Source organism: Shinella zoogloeoides (assembly GCF_030733845.1).
Taxonomy (GTDB): domain Bacteria; phylum Pseudomonadota; class Alphaproteobacteria; order Rhizobiales; family Rhizobiaceae; genus Shinella; species Shinella zoogloeoides_C.
Genome location: NZ_CP132311.1, coordinates 3,915,964 through 3,937,742, shown reverse-complemented (window position 1 = coordinate 3,937,742; position 21,779 = coordinate 3,915,964). Strand labels below are relative to the sequence as shown.

Genomic DNA, 21,779 nt, shown 5'->3' with positions numbered 1-21,779 from the left:
ATGGGCGAGCGAAAAGGCCCCGGCAAGGGACAGCCGTTGAGGAACACGCCGTCCACACCGTTAGCACTTGCAATCCTGCCGGAACTTCTGCCATTTTGCGCGTCCACATCTTCCGGCGCTGGCCGGGATTTCAAGGCAATGCCGCGCCGGCTTCCGGCGTGCTAGCGGTCGAAAGCGGTACAGTTCCATGCGCATTACTCTCGAGCGGTCCAACCTTCTGAAGTCGCTGAACCACGTCCATCGCGTGGTCGAACGGCGCAACACGATCCCGATCCTCTCGAACGTGCTCCTGCGCTCGGACGGCGCCAGCCTCGACATGAAGGCGACCGACCTCGACCTCGAGATCACCGAGGCGACGCCCGCCCAGGTGGAGCAGGCCGGCGCAACGACCGTCCCGGCCCATCTTCTCTACGACATCGTGCGCAAGCTTTCCGACGGTTCGGAAGTGCTGCTGGCCACGAGCGTCGACGGCGCCTCGATGACGGTCGCCTCGGGCCGCTCGAAATTCTCGCTGCAATGCCTGCCGCAGTCGGACTTCCCGGACCTCACCGCCGGCAGCTTCTCGCACACCTTCCGCCTCAAGGCGACGGATCTCAAGATGCTGATCGATCGCACGCAGTTCGCGATCTCGACGGAGGAGACCCGCTACTACCTCAATGGTATCTTCATCCACACGATCGAGAGCAACGGCCAGCTGAAGCTGCGCGCCGTCGCCACAGACGGCCACCGTCTCGCCCGCGCCGACGTCGAGGCGCCGTCCGGCTCCGAAGGCATGCCGGGCATCATCATCCCGCGCAAGACGGTCGGCGAGCTGCAGAAGCTGGTCGACAACCCGGATCTCGTCGTCACCGTGGAAGTGTCCGACGCGAAGATCCGCTTCACCATCGGCTCGATCGTGCTGACCTCCAAGCTGATCGACGGCACCTTCCCGGATTACCAGCGCGTGATCCCGGCCAACAACGACAAGGAACTGAAGATCGACTGCCAGTCCTTCGCACAGGCCGTCGACCGCGTTTCCACCATTTCCTCCGAGCGCGGCCGCGCCGTGAAGCTGGCGCTCGCCGACGGGCAGCTGACGCTGACCGTCAACAACCCGGACTCGGGCAGCGCGACCGAAGAACTGGCGGTCGGCTACGATAACGATCCGCTCGAAATCGGCTTCAACGCCAAATACCTGCTCGACATCACCGCGCAGCTTTCCGGCTCGGAAGCCGTGTTCATGCTGGCCGATCCGGGCTCGCCGACGCTGGTGCGCGACCTTGCCGGCGACGACGCGCTCTACGTGCTCATGCCGATGCGCGTGTAGACCCAGCCTGCCGGCATCGGGAAACCGTTCTGGAACCCGCCGGCCGCCGGCGGGTTTTTTGTAAGCAGCGGAGCCGCCCGAGAAACTTGCAGGCGGCGGCGCAATCAGACTTGTTTTTGACGCAAACCGCGTCACATATGCGCTGACGGCCGAACAACGCGGAGGGCATGAAACCCGCCGCCGGCCAATATGCGACCATGAAGGGGGATGGCATGACGTTGCGCGTGAAGGTGAAGGAACGGCTGGGCAAGAAGTTCGACGACGAAATCCGCTTCTTCAAGGGCTGGATGAGCAATACGAGGGCCGTCGGCTCGATCATTCCCACCTCCTCGGTCACCGCGCGCCGCATGGCGAGCGTCATCGATTCCACCTCCGGCCTGCCGGTTCTCGAACTCGGCCCCGGCACCGGCGTCATCACCAAGGCGATCCTCGGAACCGGCCTTGCCCCGGAAAAACTCACCTCGGTCGAGTTCTCCACGGATTTCTACAATCATCTCGTCGAGCGCTTCCACGGCGTCAATTTCATCAACGGCGATGCCTTCGACCTCGACAGGGCCCTCGGCGATCTGCGCGACGCGACCTTCGACAGCGTCATCTCCGCCGTGCCGCTGCTGAACTTCCCGATGCACAAGCGCGTGTCGCTGATCGAGGATCTTCTCTCCCGCATCCCCGCCGGCCGCCCCGTCGTGCAGATCTCCTACGGGCCGCTTTCGCCCGTCGTCGCCATGCCCGACCGCTACCAGATCACGCATCTCGACTTTGTCGTGCGCAACATCCCGCCGGCGCAGCTATGGACCTACCGCCGCACCCATTGAGGAGCGGCGATGTTCGCACTCTACATCACCCATCCGCAGGTCCTGATCGATCCGGCCGTGCCGGTGCCCGATTGGGGCCTTTCGGAGCGCGGGCGGGAGCGCGCCCTGCTTGCGGCAGCGGCGGAGTGGGCCGGCGGGATCGGCCGCTTCGTCGCGAGCACCGAACGCAAGGCGATCGAGACGGCGGATATCGTTTCCGCCGGCCGCCGCCCGGTCGAGACCGACCATGCCATGGGCGAAAACGACCGTTCCGCCACCGGCTTCCTGCCGCCGGACGCCTTCGAGAAGGCGGCCGACTGGTTCTTCGCCCATCCCGAGGAGAGCTTTCACGGCTGGGAGCGCGCGGTGGACGCGCAGGCGCGTATCGTCTCGGCCGTCGAGCGGGCGCTCACAGGCCATGACCCGGCCATTCCCGTCGCTTTCGTCGGCCATGGCGGCGTCGGCACGCTGCTGAAATGCCACCTCAAGGGAACGCCGATCAAGCGCGACGGCGACCAGCCGCCGGGCGGCGGCAATCTTTTCGCTTTCCGTCTTGCGGACCGCGCCGTCACATGCGACTGGACGCCAATGGAATCTTGGAAGGGGATGTGACATGTCCGCGCGCGACCGCCTGATCGTTGGCCTCGATGTACCCACCATCGCGGAGGCGGAAAAGGTGGTCCGGACGCTCGGTAGCACCGCCCTCTTCTACAAGATCGGCTATCAGCTCGTCTTCGCCGGCGGCCTGGAATTTGCCCGTGACCTTGCCAAGGACGGCAAGAAGGTCTTTCTCGACATGAAGCTGCTCGACATCGACAACACGGTGGCCAAGGGCGTCGAGAACATCGTCAAGATGGGCATGTCCATGCTCACCCTGCACGCCTATCCGAAGGCGATGGCCGCCGCCGTTTCGGCCGCAAAGGGCTCCGACCTCTGCCTCCTCGGCGTCACGGTGCTCACTTCCATGGACGCAAAGGACGTCATCGACGCCGGCTACGAATACGATCCGCATACGCTCGTGCTGCGCCGTGCCGAACAGGCGCGCATCGCCAGCATGGGCGGCGTCGTCTGCTCCGCCGAAGAGGCGAGCGCCGTGCGCAAGATCGTCGGCCCCGACATGGCGATCGTCACCCCTGGCATCCGCCCGGCCGGCGCGGAACTCGGCGACCAGAAGCGCGTGATGACGCCGGCCGATGCGCTGAAGGCCGGCTCCAGCCACCTCGTCGTCGCCCGCCCGATCGTCAAGGCCGCCGATCCGCTGGCCGCCACCCGCGCGATCCTCGCCGAAATGGACGGCGCACTCACAGCATAGGGAGAGAGACATGCCGAAGGGCTACTGGATTGCACAGGTCGACGTGCGCGACGCCGAGCGCTACAAGGACTATGTCGCCGCCGCCAAGCCGGCCTTCGAGAAATACGGCGCGAAGTTCATCGCCCGCGGGGGCGCTTTCGAACGACTGGAAGGCCGCGTGCGCGCCCGCAACGTGATCATCGAGTTCCCCTCATTGGCCGCGGCCGTCGACTGCTACAACTCGCCGGAATACCAGATCGCCGCCGCCATACGCCAGGAAGTGGCGGACGCGGAAATGGTGGTCGTCGAGGGGCTCTGAAGAGAGCGCCGCAAGCGCTTGCAAATCCGGCAACAGAGACGCTTCGCCGCGCTTCACCTCGCGGACGGTTTGGGCTATGTAGGCCTCACCTACCCTTCCTATTGTCCAGGAGCAGCCACATGACCTTGTCCAACCTTCCGCCGCTCGTCACCGTCTTCGGCGGCTCGGGCTTCGTCGGGCGTCATGTGGTGCGCGCGCTGGCGCGCCGCGGCTACCGCATCCGCGTCGCCGTGCGCCGCCCGGATCTTGCCGGCTTCCTGCAGCCGATCGGCGGCGTCGGCCAGATCTCCTGCGTCCAGGCGAACCTGCGCTATCGCCAGTCCGTCGACCGCGCCGTCGAGGGCTCCGACCACGTCATCAACTGTGTCGGCGTGCTTTTCGAGAGCGGCCGCAACACCTTCGACGCCGTCCAGGATTTCGGCGCCCGCGCCGTTGCCGAGGCCGCCCGCGCCGTCGGTGCCAAGCTCACCCATATTTCCGCGATCGGCGCCGACGAGAAGTCCGCCTCCGCCTATGCCCGCACCAAGGGCCGCGGCGAAGCGGCGGTGCTGCGCACCCTGCCGGATGCCGTCATCCTGCGACCCTCCATCGTCTTCGGCCCGGAAGACGGCTTCTTCAACAAGTTCGCCACCATGGCGCGCTATGCGCCGGCGCTGCCGCTCATCGGCGGCGGCAACACCAGGTTCCAGCCGGTCTATGTCGCCGACGTCGCCGAAGCGGTCGCCCGCTCGGTGGACGGCTCGATAGAGCGCGGCCGCATCTACGAGCTCGGCGGCCCTGAAGTGCTGACCTTCCGCCAGTGTCTCGAATTGATGCTGCGCGTGGTCGACCGCAAGAAGCCGCTCGTCTCGCTGCCTTTCGGCATCGCCTCGCTGATCGGCTCCATCGCCTCTCTGGTGCCCTTCATCACGCCGCCGCTGACCTCCGACCAAGTCACGCTGCTGCGCTCGGACAATATCGTCTCGGACGCCGCCCGCAGCGAAGGCCGCACGCTGGAGGCCATCGGCATCGAGCCGGTCCTGGCAGAGGTGATCCTGCCGAGCTATCTCGTGCGCTACCGCCAGCAGGGCCAGTTCACCAAGATCGACCGCACGGCCTGAGCATCCATTCTCCATGAAACCGGCCGCCGCAGGGGCAATCCCCTCGGTGGCCGCTTCGTTTTTCCGAAAGCGCTTTGAGCGTGCTGTTGCACTTATGCAGCGGTTAAAAAAAGCGTTGCGGCATTTACGCGCGATTCAGCATGACGCGATATTGATTGTCGCTGGAGCAGCGAATAAACACCGCCCGCGCCGCGTACTGCGTGAGGGTCATGCAGCGGCGCATTTCAGCACTTTGAGAGGCTTTCGGCGCAAATGGGCAAGGCAATTGCAATCTTCTTCGGATTTTCGGCTCTGATCATCGTGGCCGGGTCCTTTGTCGCGCCCTCGACCGTTTCCGCCGGCAAGCCCGGCTGCTCGCCGGCCTATGGCGTCGATCCCTGCACGACCGCCTCGGTCAAGTAAGCCTCCGCCAGCCTGAAGAGGCCGGCCGAAGCCGGTCTTTCATCCCCAGACCAACAGGGCGATCAGGCCCAGCGTGCCGACGACGATCCGCCAGATGGCGAAGAGCGTGAAGCCGCGGCGCGACACGAAGTCGAGCAGCTTGCGCACGACGAAGAGCCCGGCGACGAAGGCGGCGGCAAAGCCGACGCCGATGACGAGCAGGTCGTCCGACGAGAGCGCATCGCGGTTCTTGTAGAGATCGAGCGCGAAGGCGCCGACCATGGTGGGCATTGCGAGGAAGAACGAGAATTCCGCCGCCGAGCGCTTGTCCGTGCCCATCAGCAGGGCGCCGGCGATCGTCGCGCCGGAACGCGATGTGCCGGGGATCATCGCGAGGCACTGGCACAGGCCGATCTTGAAGGCGAGCGACGGCGGATACTGCATCGCGTCCGTATAACGCGGCTTCAGCGGAAGCTGGTCGATCACGTAGAGAATGATGCCGCCGACGATCAGCACGACGCAGATCAGCATCGGCGTTTCGAAGAGCACGGACTTGATGAAATCATGCGCCAGCGCGCCGATGACGGCAGCCGGCAGGAAGGCGACAAGCACGCTGATGACGAAGCGCCGTGCCTCGGGGCTCGTGGGCAGCGCGAAGGCGATGCGCAACAGCTTTGCGGTATAGACCGAGAGGATCGCGAGAATCGCGCCGAGCTGGATCAGGACGGCGAAGGTGTTGCCCGGCGACTTGAAGCCGAGAAAGTGCCCGGCCAGCAGGATATGACCGGTGGAGGATACCGGGATGAATTCTGTCAGGCCCTCGATGAGACCGAGGATGAGGGCGCTGACGATGGACTGGTCTGCCATGAAAGTTCCTTGGGAAAACGGAAGGAAAGGCGCAATGCTGAAGCGGATATTCGGCAAAAAGCCCGATTCGCTTGTGTTTGTACCACCAAATTTCTATAGGTTCGTCAAATCAGCCGTCGCCAAATCAGTTCCGCATGAGGCGGTCGGCCCGGCAAAGCCCCTTCCGCAAGACGAGTAAAAGCAGCGTTCATGCCCACACTCTATCAACACCCGATGTCTTCGGCCTCCCGCTTCGTCCGCCTCATCCTGGCGGAATACGGCTTCCAGACGGAACTTGCCGACGAGCAGCCTTGGGAAAACCGCCGCGATTTTCTCGCTCTCAACCCGGCCGGCACGCTGCCCGTCTATGTCGATGACAGCATGCGGGCGCTCTGTGGCGCGAGCATTATCTCGGAATATCTCGACGAGACGCACGGCGTCCTCAAGCGCGACCGCCGTCTCCTCGCCGAGGACCCGTTCCAGCGCGCGGAAATCCGCCGCCTCACGGAATGGTTCATGCAGAAGATGGAGCAGGACGTCACGCGTCCCCTGGTGCGCGAGCGCATTTTCAAGCTGCAGATGACGCCCGACCAGGGCGGCGGGCCGCCGGACAGCAAGATCCTGCGCAATTCGCGCGCCAATATCCGCCAGCACATGAAGTATCTGTCCTGGCTTGCCGGCTCGCGCACCTATCTTGCCGGCGACCGGCTGAGCTATGCCGACCTTGCCGCCGCGGCCGCCATTTCGGTGCTCGACTATATGGGCGAGATCAACTGGGCCGATGCGCCGCAGGCCAAGGAATGGTACCAGCGGCTGAAATCCCGCCCGTCCTTCCGTCCGCTGCTGGCCGAGCGCGTGCGCGGCGTCACCCCCGTCTCGCACTACGCGGACCTGGACTTCTGAGGACGCCATGTCGGGCGAGGAGAGGCAACGCCGCCGCCTGACCGATTTCGTCAAGGCGGAAGCGGCGGACAAGGGGTTCGACCTCTGTCGCATCACCGGCCCCGACTCCATTCCCGAGGCGCCGGCGCGCCTCACGGATTTCCTTGCCGCCGGCTATCACGGCACCATGGACTGGATGGCCGAAACCGAGGCGCGCCGGGCCGATCCGCGCGTGCTGTGGAGCGAGGTGCGCTCCGTCGTGCTGTTCGGCATGAACTACGGCCCTGAGCACGATCCGCGCGCCGTGCTCGAAACGCCGGACCGCGCGGCGATCTCCGTCTACGCGCAGAACCGCGACTATCACGACATCATCAAGGGCAAGCTCAAGGAAGTGGCGACGCGCTTTGCCGCGCGTGGCGGGGCCGACGTCAAGGTCTTCGTCGATACGGCGCCGGTGATGGAAAAGCCGCTGGCGGCGGCGGCCGGCCTCGGCTGGCAGGGCAAGCACACCAACCTCGTCAGCCGCACGCATGGCTCCTGGCTCTTCCTCGGCAGCCTCTTCACCACCGCCGATCTCTTGCGCGACGAGCCGGAGCGCGACCATTGCGGCTCGTGCAGGGCGTGCCTCGATTCCTGTCCGACGGACGCCTTCCCCGCGCCCTACAAGCTCGATGCGCGGCGCTGCATCTCCTATCTCACCATCGAGCACAAGGGCACGATCGATCCGGCCCTGCGCCCGAGGATCGGCAACCGCATCTACGGCTGCGACGATTGCCTCGCCGCTTGTCCCTGGAACAAGTTCGCCGCCGCGGCCTCCGAGATGAAACTGGTGGCGCGCGAAGAACTGAAAGCTCCCGCCATCGCCGATCTCCTGACGCTCGACGATCCCGGCTTCCGCACCCATTTTTCCGGCTCGCCCGTCAAGCGCATCGGCCGGGACCGTTTCGTGCGCAACGTCCTGATCGCCGCAGGCAATTCCGGCGAACGCGGCCTGATCGAGCACTGCACCCGCCTTGCCGACGATGCCGCGCCCGTGGTGCGCGGCATGGCCGCATGGGCGCTCTCCCGCCTGATGGACGCTGGCGAATTCGAGAGATTTGCGGCAGGAAGGGTGGAGGACGCGGACGACGACGTGCGCGCGGAATACGAAAGAGCGAAGGCGGACGCACGATGAAACACCTCCTGATCCTCGGCGCCGGCTTTTCCGGCAAGGCCATAGGCGACGTTTTCCGGCAGGCCGGCTTTTCCGTCTCCGGCACGACCCGTTCCGCCGACAAGGCCGAAAGCCTTCGCCAGCTCGGGATCGAGCCGATCCTCTACGATGGCGGCGCGGTTTCGGACGCTCTTGCCGCCGACATGGCGCGCGCCACCCATGTCGTGCAGTCGATCGCACCCGGCAAGGACGGTGATCCGCTGTTCCGCCCCGGAGCGCCCGCGCTCGCTTCCCTGATGCCGAGGCTCGAATGGGCGGGCTATCTGTCCACCGTCGGCGTCTATGGCGATCACAAGGGCGGCTGGGTGGACGAGGAGACCGTGATGAACCCCGTTTCCGCCCGCTCCGTCGAGCGGGTCGAGGCGGAGAACCACTGGCTCGCCTTCGGCACGGCATCCGGCCTGCCCGTCGCGGTGTTGCGCCTTGCCGGCATCTATGGGCCGGGCCGCAACGCGTTGCGCAACATGGAAGAGGGCACCGCCCGCCGCCTCATCAAGAAGGACCAGGTATTCAACCGCATCCGCGTCGAAGACATCGGCCGCTCGGCCCTCTTCCTCGCCGACAGGCATCTCGGCGGCGTGTGGAACATCACCGACGACGAGCCCGGCCCGCCGCAGGACGTGGTAGCGGAGGCCGCGCGGCTGATGGGCCTGCCGATCCCGCCGGACATTTCTTTCGAAACGGCGGAACTTTCCCCCATGGCCCGGTCTTTCTATGGTGAGAACAAGCGCGTCTCGAACGCGAAACTGAAGGCTGCGGGCTTTGAATTCCGCTTCCCGAATTACCACCAGTCGCTCGCCGAGTTGTACTCGTCCGGGCGCTGGAGGGGTTGAGGGAGTGGGTCCGCAAATTCTACTTTTGCGATTTTATACAACCTGAAATTTATCTGCCTCATTTTTGCCGCCGAATTCCTGCGCAGCAATTGCTAATATTAAAAGTTTTTTCCGAAAATTTGCACGATTGCCGCACGCGCATTCCAACTTCCAAGTCGATCCAGTTTAGTCACTGATTCGGAAGATTCTTTTCGGCCTCATTAACGAAGATTAAAAATCCATCGTTGGCGATGGACTGTATATCCGGCGCCACCTCGCCAGCAATTGCGGCCGGTTGAGGCACGTTTTCGCCATTTTTGCTTCCTCATAGGGCGACCATACAGCGGAAATTCACTGCGTTCCCGGAAGGTCATCCGATACATGATGCTCAAGCTCTCCAGCCTCGTGCTTGCTTCTCTCGTCACCGCCTCCTCCACCTTCGTTACATTCTCTGATGCCCAGGCCGCCGGCTGCGGCCGCGCCTCGTGGTATGCGCTGCATTCGCGCACGGCGTCCGGCGAGCGCATGAATCCGAACCTCATGACCGCCGCCCACCGGAGTTTGCGCTTCGGCACCAAGGTGAAGGTGACCAACGCGAAAAACGGCAAGAGCGTGGTGGTGCGCATCAACGATCGTGGCCCGTTCATCCGCGGCCGCGTGCTCGACCTTTCGAAGGCCGCCGCGTCGAACATCGGCATGGTCCGCTCCGGCCACGCCAAGATCTGCTACGAAGTCATCGGCTGACCTCAGACCGCGAATCTGCGGCTTCCGGCTTGCTCTTCCCGCATTCCGCCGCTACCACGACGCAAAACGGAGTAAACGGATGCGATTGGGTGGGCGGCTCTCGGGAGCCATCGAGGTTCTGACCGATATCGAGACCCGGCGGCGTCCCGTCGCCGATGCGCTCAAGGACTGGGGCCTCTCCCATCGGTTCGCCGGTTCCGGCGACCGCGCCGCGATCGGCAATATCGTATACGACGCGCTGCGCATGAAACTGTCGCACGCCTTCCTGATGGACGACGACAGCCCCACGGCCCTCGGCTATGCGGTGCTGCTGCGCCAGTGGGGTCTTGCACCGGAAACGCTTGCCGGCGAATTCGACGGCGACCGCTTTGCCCCCGAGCCGCTTTCCGACGAAAAGCTGGCCGCCTTTCGCGCCCGCGCGCTCGATGAAGCCGCGCCGCATGTGCAGGGCGACATCCCCGAATGGATCCAGCCTTCCTTCGAGACGAATTTCTCCGGCGACTGGCTGGCCGAGGCCAAGGCGCTCGCCGGCCGGCCGACGCTGGACCTGCGCGCGAACACCCTCAAGGCGGGCCGTGACAAGGTGCTGAAAGCGCTCGAGCGCAACGCGGCGGTCGCCTCGGCCATCGCCCGCCAGGGCATCCGCATTCCGGCCGGCGAAGGCCCGGCGCGTCTGCCCAACGTCACCGCCGACCTCGCCTTCCAGAAGGGCTGGTTCGAGGTGCAGGACGAAGGCTCTCAGATCGTCGCCGACCTCGTCGCGCCTCAAGAGGGCGAGCAGGTGCTCGACTTCTGCGCAGGCGGCGGCGGCAAGACGCTCGCCATGGCGGCCGCGATGAACAACAAGGGCCAGGTGCATGCCTACGACACCGACCGCAAGCGCCTCGCCCCGATCATCGAGCGGCTGAAGCGCGCCGGCACCCGCAATGTCCAGGTCCACGAGGACATTTCCAGCCTCTCGCCGCTGAAGGCCCGCTTCGACCGCGTGCTGGTCGATGCGCCCTGCACCGGCACCGGCACCTGGCGCCGGCGGCCGGACACCAAATGGCGCCTCACCGAGAAGAACCTCGAAGAGCGCCTGGTGCAGCAGCAGGAGGCGCTTGCCAATGCCAGCGCCTTCGTGCGCCCCGGCGGCTTCCTGCTCTACGTCACCTGTTCGATCCTGCCGCAGGAGAACGAGGAACAGGTACACGGCTTCTGCAAGAACAATCCGGAATTCGAGATCCTGTCGGCCGCCGACACCTGGCAGAAGCTCTTCGGCGCCGGCGAGCCGCAGCCCTGGTCCCGCGACGGCAGGACCGTCACGCTGACGCCGGCCTCGACCGATACGGACGGTTTCTTCTTCTGCGCGATGGGCCGCAAGGCCTGATCCTGTTGCACTTAGTCAAAAGCGCGGCAAAAGCTTGAAATCGTTCTAAACTATACACTTTGACACCAGTTTTTATTTGGTCCATGACAGAAATGCCTGAATAATCCCGAGCCCGGCGGCCCGCCGGGCCATCCGGGCAGCGACCTGCCGGCAGGCAGGCTGCGGCGTCCGGTGTCGGGGGGACACGCCAAACAGGACACCAGGAGACGTCATGACCACTTCCTTCCTTCGCGCGGCTGCCTTTGCGCTTGCTGCCGCGGCGTCAAGCCTTGCCATCGGTTCCGCCCACGCGGCCGCCGATCCGGCGGCGATCGTCAAGCATTATGCCGAGATCGCCCATGCCAAATATTCCGACTCGCTGGACGCCGCCAAGGCGCTCGACGCGGCGGTCGACGCCCTCATCGCCAAGCCGAGCGACGAAACGCTGAAGGCGGCGCGCGAGGCGTGGCTGAAGTCCCGCGTGCCCTACCAGCAGACGGAAGCCTACCGCTTCGGCAATCCGCTCGTCGACGACTGGGAAGGCAAGGTGAACGCCTGGCCGCTCGACGAAGGCCTGATCGACTATGTCGATGCGAGCTACGGCACGGAAAGCGACGAGAACGCCCTCTTCGTCGGCAATGTCATCGCCAATCCGAAGCTGGAGATCGGCGGCAAGGCGATCGACGCCACCACGATCACGCCGGCAGTTCTGCAGGAACTGCACGAGGCGGGCGAGGTCGAGGCGAACGTCGCCACCGGCTACCACGCCATCGAATTCCTGCTCTGGGGCCAGGACCTGAACGGCACCGGCAAGGGCGCGGGCAACCGCCAGGCGAGCGACTACGATACAGCCAATTGCACCAACGGCAATTGCGACCGCCGCGCCGCCTACCTGAAGTCCGCCACCTCACTGCTCGTCACCGATCTCGAGGAAATGGTGAAGGCATGGGCCGCCGACGGCGACGCCACCAAGAACGTGACCGCCGATCCGAAGGCCGGCATCACCGCCATGCTGACCGGCATGGGCTCGCTCTCCTATGGCGAACTGGCCGGCGAGCGCATGAAGCTCGGCCTCTTGCTGCACGATCCGGAAGAGGAGCACGATTGCTTCTCCGACAACACGCACAACTCGCACTACTACGACGTCGTCGGCATCCAGACCGTCTATACGGGCGAATACACCCGTCCTGACGGCACGAAGATGACCGGCCCGTCGCTCTCCGAACTCGTCGCGGAAAAGGACGCCGCGCTCGACACGGAGATGAAGGGCAAGCTCGACGCCAGCCATGCCGCCTTCAAGGCGCTGGTGGACCGCGCGGAAGGCGGCGAGGCCTATGACCAGATGATCGGCGAAGGCAACGAAGAGGGCAACAAGGTCGTCCAGGCCGCCGTCGACAGCCTGATCGACCAGACGAAGACCATCGAACGCGTCATCGGGTCGCTGGACCTGGGCAAGATCGAGCTTGAAGGTTCCGACAGCCTGGATAATCCTAACGCTGTCTTCCAATGATAGAAGGCGGGCCGCCTCTCCCGCGGAGCGCGGCCCGATTTCATAAATGACGAAACGTCCTGCCCGTCGCCTGCTCGCGGTCTGCGCCGCGTTCACCGTCGCGGCAGGCGTTTTCGTTCTGGCCGATGCCCATTCGGTCGGCCGGGCGCGCGGCGATCTTTCGCAAAAGGATCAAAAACGCGTCGAAGCCGTCACGGCCCTGGCGACGGATTTTTCCAAGGCGGAACAGTACGAGGCCATGTCCGGCGGGGCGGCTACCTCGCTTGCCTCGATCAACATCAACAGCTTCTCCCATTTCTCGGAAAACATCACCTTCGCCGAGCAGGAGACCTTCAAGCTCGGCAACGCGCTGTTCCAGAAGCTCTGGGTGTCCTCGCCCTCCTCCACGCAGGCGTCCGACGGGCTGGGGCCGCTCTACAATGCGCGCTCCTGCCAGACGTGCCACATCAAGGACGGCCGCGGCCATCCACCGGAGGATGCCGCTGACGCCACGTCGATGTTCCTGCGCCTTGCCCGCGCCGCGAAGACGCCGGCCGAGGCGGCGGCGCTGAAGAGCTTCCGCGAGATGAGCATGCCGGACCCGGTTTACGGCCGGCAGCTTCAGGATCTCGCCGTTCCCGGCCTCAAGGGCGAGGGCCGCATGGTGATCGACTATACGGAAGAACCGGTAACGCTTGCCGGCGGCGAGGTCGTCATGCTGCGCCGCCCGGCCTATTCCGTCGCCGGCCTCGCCTATGGCGATCTCGACCCCACGACAACGCTCTCGCCGCGCGTCACGCAGCCGATGCTCGGCCTCGGCCTCGTCCAAGCGATCCACGAGGCGGACATCCTGGCGCTTGCCGACCCGGACGACGCTGATGGCGACGGCATCAGCGGCAAGGCGGCGATCGCCGTCGACCCGGCGACCGGCAGGCAGGCACTCGGCCGGTTCGGCTGGAAGGCGCAGTCGGCCACCGTGCGCCAGCAGAGCGCCGATGCCTTCGCCTTCGACATCGGCATCTCGACGCCCGAGGTGCCGCTCTCTGAGGGTGACTGCATGCCGACGCAGGTGGCCTGCCTCGACCGCCCGGACGGCGTGCAGGCCCGACTGGGCGACGCGGAAGCGCCGCCGCCGGTCATGGACCTCGTCACCTTCTATGCGGAGAACCTTGCCGTGCCGGCCCGGCGCAAGGCGAGCTTTCCCGAAACGCTCGCGGGAAAACGCGTCTTCTACGAGACGGGCTGCGTTTCCTGCCATCAACCGAAATTCGTGACCCGGCGCGATGCCGGCAACAAGGCCCATGCCTTCCAGCTCATCTGGCCCTATTCCGATTTCCTGCTGCACGACATGGGCGAAGGCCTTGGCGACGGGCAGCAGGTCGGGGTGGCCGATGGCCGGGAGTGGCGCACGCCGCCGCTCTGGGGCATCGGCCTTACAAAAACCGTCAACGGCCATACGTTCTTCCTGCATGACGGGCGCGCCCGCAACCTCACCGAGGCCATCCTCTGGCACGGCGGCGAGGCACAGGCGGCGCGCGATCGCTTCGCCGCGCTGGAGAAACAGGACCGCGACGCCCTTCTCACCTTCCTGGAGAGCCTCTGATGTCGACCCGGCGCCACCCCTTCCTGCGTTTAACCTCGCTCCTTGCCGGCCTGGTCCTGTCGGCCTGCCTGCCGGCGCTGGCGCAGGAGGGTGAGACGCCCGTACCGCCGGACCTGACCGGCGAGGCCGCGCTCTCCGTGATGGCCCGCGCCGTGGACGACGTCATCCGCCCCGGCTACCGCGCCTTCGAGGCTTCTGCCGGCAAGCTCGCCGGGGCGACGGCCGCCTTCTGCAAGGCGCCTTCCGAAGCCTCCCGCAAGGATGTCGACGATGCCTTCCGGCAGGCGGTCGCCGACTGGGGCCGTATCGAGATCGTACGCATCGGCCCGGTGCTCGACGACAACCGGTTCGAGCGCATCCTGTTCTATCCCGACCGCAAGAGCACCGGCCTCAAGCAGGTGCAGGCGCTGCTGCAAAAGCAGAACGAGGCCGATGCCGACGCCGCGACGATGGCGGGCAAGAGCGTCGCCATCCAGGGGTTCGGCGCACTCGAATTCGCGCTTTACGGTACCGGCGCCGAAACGCTGATGAGCGAGCCGGACACTTTCCGCTGCCGCTACGCCGCGGCCGTCGCCACCCATATCCGCACCACAGCGGGCCAGCTCGTCGCCGCCTGGGAGGCGCCCGACGGCGTGCAAAAGGACTGGAAACACCCCGGCCCGCAGAACCCCGCCTTTCGCACCGGCAAGGAAGCGATGACGGCATTGCTCGGCATTCTCGTGCATGGCGGCGAGGCGGTGCGCGACCAGCGGATCGAAACCTTCTACCGTAACGGCGGCATCGCCCGGCCGAAATCGGCGGTCTTCTGGCGCTCCGGCAATACGTGGACGTCCATCGACGCCAATATCGAAGGCCTGCAGACGCTTTTCGACAAATCCGGCATGGCCGGCCTCGTCGATCCGGACTTCGCCTCGATCAACGGCAATATCGACTTCGTGCTGAAGCAGTTGCGCCGCATCGCGCCGACCGTCGATCCCGATATCGAAAAGGCCGTTTCCGATCCGGAAGAGCAGCAGAAGATCGCCTTCCTGCTCGTCAATTCCCGCGATCTCATCGAACGGCTCAATGCCGAATATGGCGGCGCGATCGGGCTCGGCGCCGGCTTCTCCTTCGCGGACGGCGACTGATGACGGGCGGGGCCGGCCATAGCGCGCTTCTCGACCGGCGCGCCTTCCTGCGCATGGCGGGCGCGGCCTGGATCGCGTCGCTCGGCGCCGGCCAAGCCTTCGCGCTTTCCCGCACGGATGCCGTCTTCGCCTCCGGCTATAGGGACCGCGACGGCAGCTTCGGCATTGCGACGCTTGCGGAGGACGGCACCGTGCTCGACCGCACGCCCCTGCCCGCCCGCAGCCATGGTATGGCCTTCTCGCCCGTCACCGGTCATCTCGTCGCCTTCGCAAGGCGGCCCGGCACCTTCGCGCTGGCGATCGACCGGACGGGCCGGACGGAACCCGTCACCATCGCCGCCGCCGAGGACCGGCATTTCTTCGGCCATGGCTGCTTCTCGCCGGACGGAAGCCTGCTCTATGCCAGCGAGAACGATTTCGACGCCAAACGCGGCATGATCGGCCTTTACGACGCCAGGGACCGCTACCGCCGCATCGGCGAATATTCCACCTACGGCATCGGCACGCACGATCTTTCCGTCAGCGACGACGGACACCTGCTGATCGCCGCCAATGGCGGCATCGAGACCCACCCGGATTTCGGCCGCACCAAGCTCAACCTCGACCATATGGAACCCTCGCTCGCCCTCATCGATGCGGCGACGGGCGCGCTCGTCGAGCGTCACACGCTGCCCGAAACACTGCGCCAGCTTTCCACCCGCCATATCGACCTCGACGACAAGGGCCGCGTCTGGTTCGCCTGCCAGTACGAAGGCCCGCGCAACGACCTGCCGCCGCTCGTCGGCCATTTCGGCAAGGGCGAAGACCTTACCTTCCTCTCCCTGCCGGAGGAGACCACGATCGGCCTTGCCAACTATGTCGGCGCCATCGCCGTCAACCGGCGCGAGGGGCTCGTCGGCCTGACCTCACCGAACGGCGGGCGCTTCATCGTGCTCGATGCCGGATCCGGCCGCGTTCTCAGGGAAGAAAGCATCGCGGATGCCGCCGGCATCGCCGCCGCGCCGCACGGCTTCGCCGTCTCTTCCTATGACGGGCGCTTTGCCGGGCGGCGCGAGGATGTCGCCTGGGACCAGCACGTCGCCAGCCTGATGCCACGCCGCTGACGCCACTGGACAGGCGCGCTACGCGCGCTACTTGCGCAGGCATGAGCAACAAGCCCCTCGTCTATCTCGCTTTCATCATCCTCGTTCTCGGCGGCGGCCTCCTGATCGGCGCCAACAACATGCCCGGCGACTGGTACCAGTCGCTCGCAAAACCCTGGTTCAACCCGCCGAACTGGGTCTTCGCGCCGGTGTGGAGCATCCTCTACATCATCATCGGCGTCGTCGGCGCCCGCACCTGGCTGACGCTTCGCCGCTCCATGGCGATGCGGCTGTGGTTTGCCCAGCTCGTCTTCAACTTCGCCTGGTCGCCCGCCTTTTTCGGCCTTCAGGACCCGATGTCCGCGATGATGATCATCCTCGGCCTTCTCGTCGCTGTCGCCGGCTTCATTCTGGTCTCCTGGCGTCAGGACCACACGGCGGCGCTGCTCTTCCTGCCCTACCTCGCCTGGGTCGCCTTCGCGACGGCGCTCAACGGAGCTATTCTCGCCCTGAACTGAGGGATATCCACGTACACGCTTGCAGCGCAGCATGCGCCGTGCAAACCTCGGCGGACTTCACTTCGGGGCCGGCATGCCGGCGGGCATGGATGCACATGACAGGCTTTCCTCCGGCAGGTTTCGCCGATCGCGTCGCCAAGAGTTTCGAGCGGCAGGCCGCCATGCGCCTGATCGGCGCCGAACTGACCCGCGTCGAGCACGGCACGGTGGAGATCGAGCTTGCCTTCGACGACAAGCTGACCCAGCAGCACGGCTTCCTCCATGCCGGTGTCATCTCCGCCGCGCTCGATACCGCCTGCGGCTATGCCGCCTATTCCGTCATCGACGCGGACGCCTCCATCCTCACCATCGAATTCAAGGTCAACCTGATGTCGCCGGGGCGCGGCGAGCGCTTCCTCTTTCGCGGCGAGGTCACCAAGCCCGGCTCCAACATCATCGTCGCCGACGGGCGCGGCTATGCCATCTCGGACGGCCCCGCCAAGCTGATCGCCTCCATGACCGGCACGATGATGGTCGTGCGCGGCCGCGAGGACATCGCCGAATGAGCGTCATCCTGAAGACCGTCGGCACGCACCGTATCCTCTACGTCATGGCCGCCGATGCCGAATACGGCCCGCACCTGAAGAGCCGCATCACGCCCTTCATGACGGGCGTCGGCCCGGTCGAAGCCGCCGTGCAGCTGACGCTCGCGCTCTGCCATCTGGAGGTGGAGGGCAACCTGCCGGATTTCGTCGTCTCGCTCGGCTCGGCGGGTTCCGCAACGCTGGAGCAGACCGGCGTCTACCAGGCGACCTCCGTCTCCTATCGCGACATGAACGCCTCGCCGCTCGGCTTCACCAAGGGCGCGACGCCCTTCCTCGATCTGCCGGCGGAAGTGCCGCTCCCCCTCCGCATTCCCGGCATTCCCGAGGCTCGGCTTTCGACGGGCGCCAACATCGTCTCGGGCGCCGCCTATGCGGGCATCGACGCCGACATGGTGGAGATGGAGACCTATGGAGCCCTGCGCGCCTGCCAGGCCTTCGGCGTCCCGCTCATCGGCCTTCGCGGCATTTCCGACGGCAAGGCGGAACTCACCCATATCGGCGACTGGACGGAATACCTGCATGTGATCGACGAAAGGCTTTCGGCCGCCGTCGACACGCTGGAAGCGGCCATCGCCGGCGGAACGGTCGTACGGGGCGGCTGAAAAACCGGCATTTGCCCGTTGCGCGGCGCGTGGATATTCATTAAAGGCTCGCCATGACCCAGACAGCTCATCCCGACAGCGTTCTCATCATCGATTTCGGCAGCCAGGTGACCCAGCTCATCGGGCGGCGCGTGCGCGAAGCAGGCGTCTATTGCGAGATCATCCCCTTCCAGTCGGCGGAAGAAGCCTTCCACCGCATGCAGCCGAAGGCGATCATCTTCTCCGGCGGCCCCGCCTCGGTTCTCGACCAGGGCAGCCCCCGCGCGCCGCAGGTCGTCTTCGATTCCGGCCTGCCGATCCTCGGCATCTGCTACGGCCAGCAGACGCTCGCCACCCAGCTCGGCGGCACCGTCGAGGGCGGCCATGCCCGCGAATTTGGCCGCGCCGATGTGGAAATTCTGAAAGAGAGCCCGCTCTTCGAGGGCTTCTGGCAGGTCGGCAACAAATACCCGGTCTGGATGAGCCACGGCGACCGCGTCACCGTCGCCCCCGAAGGCTTCGAAATCATCGGCGTTTCCGAAAACGCCCCCTTCGCCATCTGCGTCAACGAGGCGAAGCGCTACTACACGACCATGTTCCATCCGGAGGTGGTGCACACCCCCGACGGCGCCAAGCTGTTGTCCAATTTCGTGCACAAGATCGCCGGCATCAAGGGCGACTGGTCGATGTCCGCCTACCGCGCCCGCGCCGTGGAAGCCATCCGCGAGCAGGTTGGCGACAAGCGCGTCATCTGCGCCCTTTCGGGCGGCGTGGACAGTTCCGTCGCGGCCCTCCTCATCCATGAGGCGGTCGGCGCGCAGCTCACCTGCATCCTCGTCGACCACGGCCTGATGCGCAAGAACGAGGCGGCCGACGTCGTCGCCATGTTCCGCGAGCACTACAACCTGCATCTCATCCATGTCGATGCCGTCGACCGCTTCGTCGGCGAGCTGGAAGGCGTTTCGGACCCGGAAACCAAGCGCAAGATCATCGGCCGCCTGTTCATCGAGGTTTTCGAGGATGAGGCCAAGAAGCTCGGCGGCGCGGAATTCCTCGCCCAGGGCACGCTCTATCCCGATGTCATCGAAAGCGTCTCCTTCACCGGCGGCCCCTCTGTGACGATCAAGTCGCACCACAATGTCGGCGGCCTGCCCGAGCGTATGAACATGAAGCTCGTCGAGCCGCTGCGCGAGCTCTTCAAGGACGAAGTGCGCGTGCTCGGCCGCGAACTCGGCCTGCCGGACAGTTTCATCGGCCGCCACCCCTTCCCGGGCCCGGGCCTTGCCATCCGCTGCCCGGGCGGCATCACCCGCGACAAGCTGGAGATCCTGCGCGAGGCCGACGCGATCTATCTCGACGAGATCCGCAAGGCCGGCCTCTACGACAAGATCTGGCAGGCCTTCGCCGTGCTGCTGCCGGTCCAGACCGTCGGCGTCATGGGCGACGGGCGCACCTACGAATTCGTCTGTGCGCTGCGTGCCGTCACCTCCGTCGACGGCATGACGGCCGATTTCTACCACTACGACATGAACTTCCTCGGCCGCGCCGCCACCCGCATCATCAACGAAGTGCGCGGCATCAACCGCGTCGTCTACGACGTGACGTCGAAGCCGCCGGGCACGATCGAGTGGGAATGAGGGCACGCCCTTCTGCGTGACGGAAACCTTAAAGGCCCTGGCGTTCGCGCCGGGGCTTTTTGCTTTCCGGTAAAAAAATTCGCATCTCCATGTCACATCCTGCATTCCGGTCTCGTCATGGCGGTGTAGGATTGAGAAGGAGACTGGAATGTCAGCCCGCATGACCGATTATTTCAAACGCGCCGAGCCCGCCTTCAAGGCGATGTACGCGCTGGAAGCCGCCCTGAAGGCCAGCCCGCTGGACGCCAGGCTGCTGCATCTCGTCAAGGTGCGCGCCTCGCAGATCAATGGCTGCGCCTATTGCATCCATATGCATGTCGGCGAGGCCCTGAAGGACGGCGAGGACCAGATGCGGCTTCACCTTCTTGCCGGATGGCGCGATTCCTCGCTCTATTCCGAACGGGAACGGGCGGCGCTTGCCTGGACGGAAGCGCTGACGCTGGTGGCCGAGACCCATGCACCCGACGCCGACTGGAACGCCGTCGAGGCCGTCTTCACGCCCGACGAGCAGGCCTGGCTGTCGATCGCCATCGGCGCGATCAATGTGTGGAACCGCGTGCAGGTCGGCTTCCGCGCAGAGCACCCGACCGACCGGCGTCATGCCGCTTGATCCCTCCACCCGAAGCTTCGAGACGCAGCGGCCCCGGCTGCTGCGCCTTGCCTACCGCATGCTCGGCTCCCATTCGGAGGCCGAGGACATCGTGCAGGAAGCCTGGCTGCGCTGGCACCGCAGCGACCGGGAGACGGTCAAGGAACCTGCTGCCTGGCTCACCCGCATCGTCTCGCGCCTCTGCCTCGACGCGATGAAATCCGCCCGCGCCCGCCGGGAGACCTATCCGGGCACCTGGCTGCCCGAACCCTTGATCGAGCCGGCGGACGAGGAAATGCGCGCCGACAACATCACGCTTACCCTCATGGTGGCACTGGAGCGGCTGTCGCCGCTGGAGCGCGCGGCCTTCCTGCTGCACGACGTCTTCAACCAGCCGCTCGACGCCGTGGCGGCAACCCTGGAACGCAGCCCGGCGGCCACCCGGCAGCTTGCCGCGCGGGCGCGGGCGCATGTGCGCATCGATCAGCCGCGCTACGAGATCGCGCGCGAGGATGGCGAGGCGCTGGCGCACGCCTTCTTCGAGGCCTGTCGTCTCGGAGACACGGCGGCGCTCGGCACCATGCTGGCTGCCGATGTGACGCTACGCTCGGACGGCGGCGGCAAGGTGCTCACCTTCCCCAACGCCATCCACGGCGTCGAGCGCCTGATACGTCTCTATCTGGGACTCTCCCGCAAGCTGGGCGCGCGGATGGAGTATCTCGGTCCCGTCGTCATCGATGGCCTGCCGGGCTTCCTCAGCCGCGTGGACGGACACCTGCAAACCACCGCCGTGGAGATCGTCGAAGGACGCATCGCCGCCATCTACATCACGCGCAACCCGGACAAGCTTACCGCCCTCGCATTGCCTGGCTAGAAGCCGAACGACTGCTGCGCCGGCGCCGGGGGATCGAAGGAAATGCCTTCGAGCGCCAGCATCTTCAGCTTGGACGAGGCGCCGCCCGGCGCGGAGAAGCCGCCCACCTTGCCGCCGGCGGCCAGAACCCGATGGCAAGGAATGATGAGGGCGACGGGGTTCTTCGCCATGGCCTGGCCGACCTCGCGGGCCATTTCCGGGCCGGCGCCGAGGTCGCGGGCAAGCGTGCCGTAGGTCGTCGTCTCGCCCCAGTGCACGCGGCGCGCCGCATCGTAGACCGACATGAAGAAAGCGCTCTGGCCGGCAAGGTCGAGCGGCACATCGGTGAAATCGGCTTCCTCGCCGGCGAAGTAGCGTTGCGCGGCCGCAACGGCGCGGGCGACCGCCGGCGGCGGCTCGGCCGCTTCCGCCTCAGGCAGATGGCGCAGCAGCAGGCGGCGCGTGGTAGCGGCGTCCTCGCCCGGCAGCTGAAAGCGTACGACGCCCGCCGCCGTCCAGGCGATGCCGCAGGGGCCGCCCGCGGTGTCGAAGATCAGGTAATGGGTCTTGCCGGTCATTTTCGGCTCCTGTTCCCGTTTTGTCACAAGATCGGGCTTTGCCCGGCCGCTTTCAACCCGTTTCTTGCCGGGACTTGCGCCTTTCGCCGCCAATTCGCATAA

General features: G+C 65.7%; 24 protein-coding genes. 22 read left to right on the top strand and 2 right to left on the bottom strand.

Translation table 11 applies throughout. From position 1 onward, the window contains the following. The first annotated feature begins 187 nt into the window (after positions 1 to 187). The 7 genes from dnaN (at position 188) to Q9316_RS20295 (ending at position 5,105) form a co-directional block, all read left to right on the top strand. Positions 188 to 1,306, top strand: a complete 1,119-nt coding sequence (dnaN, locus tag Q9316_RS20325; protein ID WP_306033361.1) for a DNA polymerase III subunit beta — start codon at positions 188 to 190, stop codon at positions 1,304 to 1,306. Between the two features lie 212 nt (positions 1,307 to 1,518). Beyond that, positions 1,519 to 2,121 carry a phospholipid N-methyltransferase PmtA gene (pmtA, locus tag Q9316_RS20320; protein ID WP_306035374.1) on the top strand — a complete coding sequence of 201 codons (603 nt, stop codon included), beginning with the start codon at positions 1,519 to 1,521 and terminating at the stop codon, positions 2,119 to 2,121. Positions 2,122 to 2,130: 9 nt separating this feature from the next. After that, positions 2,131 to 2,712: a histidine phosphatase family protein gene (locus Q9316_RS20315; RefSeq protein ID WP_306033360.1), complete on the top strand. Its 582-nt coding sequence runs from the start codon at positions 2,131 to 2,133 to the stop codon at positions 2,710 to 2,712. A 1-nt stretch (position 2,713) separates the two neighbouring features. Then, positions 2,714 to 3,412, top strand: coding sequence for an orotidine-5'-phosphate decarboxylase (pyrF, locus tag Q9316_RS20310; protein WP_306033359.1), 699 nt, complete (start codon positions 2,714 to 2,716; stop codon positions 3,410 to 3,412). A 10-nt stretch (positions 3,413 to 3,422) separates the two neighbouring features. Next, entirely contained in the window at positions 3,423 to 3,710 is a 288-nt protein-coding gene (locus tag Q9316_RS20305) for a DUF1330 domain-containing protein (protein WP_306033358.1), read from the top strand. A gap of 119 nt (positions 3,711 to 3,829) precedes the next feature. Further along, a complete protein-coding gene (locus tag Q9316_RS20300; protein WP_306033357.1) occupies positions 3,830 to 4,810 on the top strand; it encodes a complex I NDUFA9 subunit family protein in 981 nt (326 codons plus the stop codon). A gap of 13 nt (positions 4,811 to 4,823) precedes the next feature. Continuing rightward, on the top strand, positions 4,824 to 5,105 hold the full coding sequence (locus Q9316_RS20295; RefSeq protein WP_306035389.1) for a hypothetical protein: 282 nt from the start codon (positions 4,824 to 4,826) through the stop codon (positions 5,103 to 5,105). Positions 5,106 to 5,251: 146 nt separating this feature from the next. On the opposite strand, the gene Q9316_RS20290 is transcribed toward Q9316_RS20295, so the two are convergent. Beyond that, entirely contained in the window at positions 5,252 to 6,058 is an 807-nt protein-coding gene (locus Q9316_RS20290; protein ID WP_306033356.1) for an undecaprenyl-diphosphate phosphatase, read from the bottom strand. 189 nt (positions 6,059 to 6,247) lie between these two features. Here Q9316_RS20290 and Q9316_RS20285 point away from each other — a divergent pair, with 189 nt between their 5' ends. The 15 genes from Q9316_RS20285 (at position 6,248) to Q9316_RS20215 (ending at position 21,120) form a co-directional block, all read left to right on the top strand. Continuing rightward, positions 6,248 to 6,940 carry a glutathione S-transferase family protein gene (locus Q9316_RS20285; RefSeq protein ID WP_306033355.1) on the top strand — a complete coding sequence of 231 codons (693 nt, stop codon included), beginning with the start codon at positions 6,248 to 6,250 and terminating at the stop codon, positions 6,938 to 6,940. Between the two features lie 7 nt (positions 6,941 to 6,947). Further along, positions 6,948 to 8,093, top strand: coding sequence for a tRNA epoxyqueuosine(34) reductase QueG (gene queG / locus Q9316_RS20280; RefSeq protein ID WP_306033354.1), 1,146 nt, complete (start codon positions 6,948 to 6,950; stop codon positions 8,091 to 8,093). Next, positions 8,090 to 8,965, top strand: coding sequence for an SDR family oxidoreductase (locus Q9316_RS20275; protein ID WP_306033353.1), 876 nt, complete (start codon positions 8,090 to 8,092; stop codon positions 8,963 to 8,965). Before queG ends, Q9316_RS20275 begins: the two co-directional genes overlap by 4 nt. A 360-nt stretch (positions 8,966 to 9,325) precedes the next feature. Next, the gene (locus tag Q9316_RS20270) at positions 9,326 to 9,688 is read left to right on the top strand and encodes a septal ring lytic transglycosylase RlpA family protein (protein ID WP_371877939.1); all 363 of its coding nucleotides are present in this window, start codon (positions 9,326 to 9,328) and stop codon (positions 9,686 to 9,688) included. Positions 9,689 to 9,767: 79 nt separating this feature from the next. Further along, positions 9,768 to 11,057: an RsmB/NOP family class I SAM-dependent RNA methyltransferase gene (locus tag Q9316_RS20265; RefSeq protein ID WP_306033352.1), complete on the top strand. Its 1,290-nt coding sequence runs from the start codon at positions 9,768 to 9,770 to the stop codon at positions 11,055 to 11,057. A 211-nt stretch (positions 11,058 to 11,268) separates the two neighbouring features. After that, positions 11,269 to 12,546: an imelysin family protein gene (locus Q9316_RS20260; RefSeq protein WP_306033351.1), complete on the top strand. Its 1,278-nt coding sequence runs from the start codon at positions 11,269 to 11,271 to the stop codon at positions 12,544 to 12,546. Positions 12,547 to 12,592: 46 nt separating this feature from the next. Next, on the top strand, positions 12,593 to 14,128 hold the full coding sequence (locus tag Q9316_RS20255; RefSeq protein ID WP_306033350.1) for a di-heme oxidoreductase family protein: 1,536 nt from the start codon (positions 12,593 to 12,595) through the stop codon (positions 14,126 to 14,128). Next, on the top strand, positions 14,128 to 15,255 hold the full coding sequence (locus Q9316_RS20250; protein WP_306033349.1) for an imelysin family protein: 1,128 nt from the start codon (positions 14,128 to 14,130) through the stop codon (positions 15,253 to 15,255). Before Q9316_RS20255 ends, Q9316_RS20250 begins: the two co-directional genes overlap by 1 nt. Continuing rightward, on the top strand, positions 15,255 to 16,358 hold the full coding sequence (locus Q9316_RS20245; protein ID WP_306033348.1) for a DUF1513 domain-containing protein: 1,104 nt from the start codon (positions 15,255 to 15,257) through the stop codon (positions 16,356 to 16,358). The genes Q9316_RS20250 and Q9316_RS20245 overlap by 1 nt, the downstream gene beginning before the upstream one ends. Positions 16,359 to 16,399: 41 nt before the next feature. After that, positions 16,400 to 16,855 (top strand): TspO/MBR family protein, encoded by a 456-nt coding sequence (locus tag Q9316_RS20240; protein ID WP_306033347.1) that lies wholly within the window; start codon positions 16,400 to 16,402, stop codon positions 16,853 to 16,855. 95 nt (positions 16,856 to 16,950) lie between these two features. Next, on the top strand, positions 16,951 to 17,400 hold the full coding sequence (locus tag Q9316_RS20235) for a PaaI family thioesterase (protein ID WP_306033346.1): 450 nt from the start codon (positions 16,951 to 16,953) through the stop codon (positions 17,398 to 17,400). Further along, positions 17,397 to 18,041: a 5'-methylthioadenosine/S-adenosylhomocysteine nucleosidase gene (locus tag Q9316_RS20230; RefSeq protein WP_306033345.1), complete on the top strand. Its 645-nt coding sequence runs from the start codon at positions 17,397 to 17,399 to the stop codon at positions 18,039 to 18,041. Before Q9316_RS20235 ends, Q9316_RS20230 begins: the two co-directional genes overlap by 4 nt. Positions 18,042 to 18,094: 53 nt before the next feature. Beyond that, positions 18,095 to 19,657: a glutamine-hydrolyzing GMP synthase gene (gene guaA / locus Q9316_RS20225; RefSeq protein ID WP_306033344.1), complete on the top strand. Its 1,563-nt coding sequence runs from the start codon at positions 18,095 to 18,097 to the stop codon at positions 19,655 to 19,657. 148 nt (positions 19,658 to 19,805) lie between these two features. Beyond that, on the top strand, positions 19,806 to 20,267 hold the full coding sequence (locus Q9316_RS20220) for a carboxymuconolactone decarboxylase family protein (RefSeq protein WP_306033343.1): 462 nt from the start codon (positions 19,806 to 19,808) through the stop codon (positions 20,265 to 20,267). Beyond that, a complete protein-coding gene (locus Q9316_RS20215) occupies positions 20,257 to 21,120 on the top strand; it encodes a sigma-70 family RNA polymerase sigma factor (protein WP_306033342.1) in 864 nt (287 codons plus the stop codon). The genes Q9316_RS20220 and Q9316_RS20215 overlap by 11 nt, the downstream gene beginning before the upstream one ends. Here Q9316_RS20215 and Q9316_RS20210 read toward each other — a convergent pair. Next, positions 21,117 to 21,677, bottom strand: a complete 561-nt coding sequence (locus tag Q9316_RS20210) for a methylated-DNA--[protein]-cysteine S-methyltransferase (RefSeq protein ID WP_306033341.1) — start codon at positions 21,675 to 21,677, stop codon at positions 21,117 to 21,119. The genes Q9316_RS20215 and Q9316_RS20210 overlap by 4 nt on opposite strands. Positions 21,678 to 21,779: the final 102 nt, after the last annotated feature.

Excerpts from the sequence above, each read along its gene's own strand:
- pmtA (WP_306035374.1), top strand. The coding sequence starts at position 1,519 with ATGACGTTGCGCGTGAAGGTGAAGGAACGGCTGGGCAAGAAGTTCGAC.
- Q9316_RS20290 (WP_306033356.1), bottom strand. The coding sequence starts at position 6,058 with ATGGCAGACCAGTCCATCGTCAGCGCCCTCATCCTCGGTCTCATCGAG.
- Q9316_RS20235 (WP_306033346.1), top strand. The coding sequence starts at position 16,951 with ATGACAGGCTTTCCTCCGGCAGGTTTCGCCGATCGCGTCGCCAAGAGT.
- Q9316_RS20285 (WP_306033355.1), top strand. The coding sequence starts at position 6,248 with ATGCCCACACTCTATCAACACCCGATGTCTTCGGCCTCCCGCTTCGTC.
- guaA (WP_306033344.1), top strand. The coding sequence starts at position 18,095 with ATGACCCAGACAGCTCATCCCGACAGCGTTCTCATCATCGATTTCGGC.
- pyrF (WP_306033359.1), top strand. The coding sequence starts at position 2,714 with ATGTCCGCGCGCGACCGCCTGATCGTTGGCCTCGATGTACCCACCATC.
- Q9316_RS20255 (WP_306033350.1), top strand. The coding sequence starts at position 12,593 with ATGACGAAACGTCCTGCCCGTCGCCTGCTCGCGGTCTGCGCCGCGTTC.
- Q9316_RS20315 (WP_306033360.1), top strand. The coding sequence starts at position 2,131 with ATGTTCGCACTCTACATCACCCATCCGCAGGTCCTGATCGATCCGGCC.
- Q9316_RS20265 (WP_306033352.1), top strand. The coding sequence starts at position 9,768 with ATGCGATTGGGTGGGCGGCTCTCGGGAGCCATCGAGGTTCTGACCGAT.
- Q9316_RS20305 (WP_306033358.1), top strand. The coding sequence starts at position 3,423 with ATGCCGAAGGGCTACTGGATTGCACAGGTCGACGTGCGCGACGCCGAG.
- Q9316_RS20245 (WP_306033348.1), top strand. The coding sequence starts at position 15,255 with ATGACGGGCGGGGCCGGCCATAGCGCGCTTCTCGACCGGCGCGCCTTC.
- dnaN (WP_306033361.1), top strand. The coding sequence starts at position 188 with ATGCGCATTACTCTCGAGCGGTCCAACCTTCTGAAGTCGCTGAACCAC.
- Q9316_RS20295 (WP_306035389.1), top strand. The coding sequence starts at position 4,824 with ATGAAACCGGCCGCCGCAGGGGCAATCCCCTCGGTGGCCGCTTCGTTT.
- Q9316_RS20260 (WP_306033351.1), top strand. The coding sequence starts at position 11,269 with ATGACCACTTCCTTCCTTCGCGCGGCTGCCTTTGCGCTTGCTGCCGCG.
- Q9316_RS20230 (WP_306033345.1), top strand. The coding sequence starts at position 17,397 with ATGAGCGTCATCCTGAAGACCGTCGGCACGCACCGTATCCTCTACGTC.
- Q9316_RS20220 (WP_306033343.1), top strand. The coding sequence starts at position 19,806 with ATGTCAGCCCGCATGACCGATTATTTCAAACGCGCCGAGCCCGCCTTC.
- Q9316_RS20275 (WP_306033353.1), top strand. The coding sequence starts at position 8,090 with ATGAAACACCTCCTGATCCTCGGCGCCGGCTTTTCCGGCAAGGCCATA.
- Q9316_RS20210 (WP_306033341.1), bottom strand. The coding sequence starts at position 21,677 with ATGACCGGCAAGACCCATTACCTGATCTTCGACACCGCGGGCGGCCCC.
- Q9316_RS20240 (WP_306033347.1), top strand. The coding sequence starts at position 16,400 with ATGAGCAACAAGCCCCTCGTCTATCTCGCTTTCATCATCCTCGTTCTC.
- Q9316_RS20250 (WP_306033349.1), top strand. The coding sequence starts at position 14,128 with ATGTCGACCCGGCGCCACCCCTTCCTGCGTTTAACCTCGCTCCTTGCC.
- Q9316_RS20215 (WP_306033342.1), top strand. The coding sequence starts at position 20,257 with ATGCCGCTTGATCCCTCCACCCGAAGCTTCGAGACGCAGCGGCCCCGG.
- Q9316_RS20270 (WP_371877939.1), top strand. The coding sequence starts at position 9,326 with ATGATGCTCAAGCTCTCCAGCCTCGTGCTTGCTTCTCTCGTCACCGCC.
- Q9316_RS20300 (WP_306033357.1), top strand. The coding sequence starts at position 3,830 with ATGACCTTGTCCAACCTTCCGCCGCTCGTCACCGTCTTCGGCGGCTCG.
- queG (WP_306033354.1), top strand. The coding sequence starts at position 6,948 with ATGTCGGGCGAGGAGAGGCAACGCCGCCGCCTGACCGATTTCGTCAAG.